We start from the raw sequence: 3757 nt of genomic DNA, 5'->3' as shown, positions 1-3757 counted from the left end.
TCTTCGGGCTTATGCTTCTTCTGGGGCATTCCAACGTCCTCTCCAACGGCTCAATAGCCTACTTCAGGGAGGACCACTTTTCAGGGGGCAGGCCACTCGCGAGATGTGCGAAAGGTGTCTATGGCTGTTTTAATTTCACACTACACTGATACAGGACTTTATTTATTAGCTCATCTTATGATAGTTCACGCTCAGGGTATCGGTACGTGAGGTGGGCAAGTGAGAAGATTAGCGTCAAAAATTAAGAAGTTAGTTGCCTCGAAAGAAAGGCAAGAGGAACTGCAGCCCGATATTGGCCCTGATCAGAAATCCGCGGAACCAATTGTCTATGTAATACCGAGCCACACCACTGAGCCGAGTTCTGATAACGCAACTGACGTTAGATCGAAAATAGAACAAGATGTGCGGCAATTCGATGTTGATGCTGGTCAACATCTTACAATTAGAATTGATGCATCTATCTCAGCTGACGATGCTCATAATCCTGATCGAAACAAAGCCGCTCTTGCTACGTTCACATTTTATGATAACTGCAATCAGGAAGTGTTGCCTGTCTGTGAATTGTCATCCAGTCCAGGTATAGGTCCCTATGTCTATCTGAACACGGGGGTCAAAGGGGCTTCGACAAAGGTTGAGTTAACTGCTCCGCGCGGTGCATGCTCAATGCATGTAACATTGCGATCATGGAAAAAAGATATCCCGGTTTTCCTGGATGAGTTGTCTATCGATGTTAATCCAAAGGCATTGAAAACCACGTTTGAACGGTTGACGTCCAAGCTTAATAACCTATCCAAAGAAACATCAATATATATTATTTATACGACAGCCCCTCAAATGGGGCACCCATCAATTACACTTCGGTCAAACAGATTCGCAATGGAACTATCCGAGCGAGGGTATCTCGTTCTTTTCTTTCCGTTTGGCGGGGTGACGCCTGATAACACGGATTATTCCGATAATATCATGCAGTTTAAGCGGGAGGCCCTGTTCGACGTTCTTGATGCAATATCAGCATCGTACAGAAGAAGCGTTACGTTTATTTGCAGTGCTTTCTCAGATCATCAAGCTACTTGCGCCATCGACCTTGCTAATCTTTACGGATGGATGACTATCTATGAATGCCGAGATGATATGGAAGAATTTCGGCGCTCGGGTTATGCGAAGTGGCACTATCCAAGACTCGAGATGCGTGCAGCGAGTGCCGCACGATACGTAACAGCAGTGAGTCCCCGCCTACAACAAAAAATGCGCGAGTTGACCGGTGGCAGAGATGTTCATCTGATTCCAAATGGAGTTTCTGATGATTTTTTGTCAAAAACGAAGAGCTTTCGTACGTTGGAAAACCTCAATGCGCGTGCAGGTTCCAGGAAGGTTGGGTATATAGGGCATTTGACGGCATCTTGGTTCGACTGGCCATTGATAATTCGCTCCGCAAGAGAGTCTCCTGATCTGATCTATGAGTTCATCGGTTTTGGCGAGCCAAAAAATCTTGATTTACCAAGTAACGTTAAACTAATTGGCCCCAAGACACATGACGAATTTATAGAATTATCACGGGACTGGGCAATCGGCATTATACCATTCATACCGTCGAAACTGACGTATGGCGTGGATCCAAACAAGCTGTACGAGTATATGGCACTAGCCCTGCCCGTTGTGAGTGCCCCGATGGGTGGTGTTATTAGTAGCCCGCTTACGGATGTGTACTATAGAATTGACCAATTTAATGATTTGGTCGGGAAGAGAATTGGAAAGGTGTACCACGAGCGAGATGTCAGCGGCTTGGAGGATTATCTCGCATCGTCAAGATGGCCAGAACGCATCTCGTCCACACTGAAACTCATCGGTAATTAGGATATGAATAGGTATCTTTCTGTATACATAAACTGTAGTCGTGGTGGAATGACGACAGTATACTATAATCGTGCCAAAGATAATCCGGATCAAATCCATGATTTACTTTTTTTGCACGACAAGGGCGGGGCTAGCGTATTCGACGATTTGAGCAATGTTAATGTTCGTATCTGTTCTCCGAACAGGATTGAGGGGTTTGTCAAAGATATCACTCGTAGATTTTCATACAAGGAAATCAGAATTACTACTGCACATGAAGTTATTAAGTGGATTGATACAAGAAGCGATTCGTTGATTGTATATGAATTCCACACCCCTTTCAGGTCTCAGATGGAGAGAGAAATACCAAAGCTGGATATCCACAAAGTTGATATTTTTGCTGCGCCAAGTCAAAATAGTGCTCGCATGCTGTCGGAAGTGCTCCCGCAGGAATGCCTACCGAAAATTTCTGTTCGACAAAATTTACTTGATAAAGAATATTTAGAATTCAAAGATGACGTAGATCCTTTTATATGGAATAATAGTATTCCTATTTTGTGGATAGGTAGGTTTGACGATCAGAAGAATGTTAATGATTTTCTCCGCATACTATCACTTTTACCAGATGTCTATCACGGTATCTCTGTTGTAAGTTTTAATGATGATGTCACAAGTTTTTCCGATTTCATGGGAGATGTTTATGCTTATCGCCTTGAGAAGAGGCTATCTGTACTTTTAAATTTGTCGAAACGGCAAATTAGATCTCTATACCATAGTGTTCGCGAAGCCGGAGGTGTGTTCCTCAGTACCTCTGTTGATGAATCATTTGGTTACACGGTCGCTGAAGCCGCTGCGCTTCGCTTGCCAACTATCACGTTTGATGTTGGCGCGCTTTCTGAACACGATTCTCCTCAAATCAAGTTTATTCCTGTCGGTGATAACGTGGGGGCAAAACAGGAAATTGTAAGTTTATGTGCCAGGAAGTGAGGACACTTATCTGAGCCATAAGATTGTTGCAGTAATTGTGATGACCGCGATTGCCGCCTTGTTGGCGATTGCCTTGCGTAGACGGTTGCTGCCGCAGGCTGTGTCTGCCAGCACGACTTGGGCAGGCAGGGCTTCGATCAGATGGTAATCCCGCCAGAGAATAACAGGGTTCAAAAGTAGAATTTTCTCGGGCTTTATGAACGAGGAGATTTTGATGAAGACGAGCAGATTTAGCGAACCACAAATCCTTGCGATCCTTCGCCAGGCGGAAGGCGGTGTCCCTGTCCCGGAGCTCTGCTGGGAGCATGGGATGAGTGCCGCGTCCTTTTATAAATGGCGCTCCAGATACGGCGGCATGGATGCGTCAATGATCAGTCGGGTGAAGGCTCTGGAGGACGAGAACCGTCGGCTGAAGAAGATGTATGCCGAGATGAGCATGCAGACGGAACTTCTCAAAGAGGCTCTGGGAAAAAAATGACGCGGCCATCTCAACGCCGGGAGATGGCCGGGAAAGCTGTGGCACCACACGGAGTCAGCATTGCGTTAGCACTTTCGATGTCAGTGAGACCTGCTATCGATACAGCGCCAAACTGAACGAGGAGAACGAGCAGATCGCCGATCTGCTCATCGGGTTGACGCGGGCTAATACCAAGGCCCATTGATTAGAACCGATGCGCCCACTCGCGCAGTCCGATTGAAATGATTGTCCATGGGTCGGCGATCAGCTTGCACCATGGCTTGCAGCAATGATCAACGATGTCGTCGTAGGTTTGGAATATCTGATTTGACAGCCAGTTGTCACGCATGAACCGCCAGATGTTTTCCATCGGATTGAGTTCGGGCGTAACCGCCCGATTGTTACCGTGGGGAATATGTCTTGACACGTTCGACGACTTCCTGGTCGTCGACAAAGCATTCGAGGAATTCTTGCCATTTT

Annotated in this window: 2 protein-coding genes and 3 pseudogenes; 3 read left to right on the top strand and 2 right to left on the bottom strand. The window is 46.2% G+C overall.

Translation table 11 applies throughout. The features are described 5' to 3' along the window. Positions 1-219 precede the first annotated feature (219 nt). Complete coding sequence (locus FHS76_RS22310; protein ID WP_183658503.1) at positions 220-1854, top strand: glycosyltransferase family protein; 1635 nt, start codon at positions 220-222, stop codon at positions 1852-1854. Positions 1855-1902: 48 nt separating this feature from the next. Continuing rightward, entirely contained in the window at positions 1903-2820 is a 918-nt protein-coding gene (locus tag FHS76_RS22305; RefSeq protein WP_183658500.1) for a glycosyltransferase, read from the top strand. A 39-nt stretch (positions 2821-2859) separates the two neighbouring features. On the opposite strand, the pseudogene FHS76_RS22300 reads toward FHS76_RS22305, so the two are convergent. Continuing rightward, positions 2860-2961: pseudogene (locus FHS76_RS22300) on the bottom strand (IS5/IS1182 family transposase); the annotation flags it as partial. Positions 2962-3034: 73 nt separating this feature from the next. On the opposite strand from FHS76_RS22300, the pseudogene FHS76_RS22295 reads away from it, so the two are divergent. Continuing rightward, positions 3035-3458, top strand: a pseudogene (locus tag FHS76_RS22295) (transposase); the annotation flags it as partial. Between the two features lie 24 nt (positions 3459-3482). Here the strand turns inward: FHS76_RS22295 and FHS76_RS22290 are convergent. Then, positions 3483-3757 (bottom strand): annotated as a pseudogene (locus FHS76_RS22290) (hypothetical protein); the annotation flags it as partial.

The sequence above is a fragment of the Brucella daejeonensis genome (assembly GCF_014199265.1).
GTDB classification, from domain to species: Bacteria; Pseudomonadota; Alphaproteobacteria; order Rhizobiales; family Rhizobiaceae; genus Brucella; species Brucella daejeonensis.
Note: the sequence above shows the minus strand (reverse complement) of the source record. Positions and strands in the feature narration are given on the sequence as shown.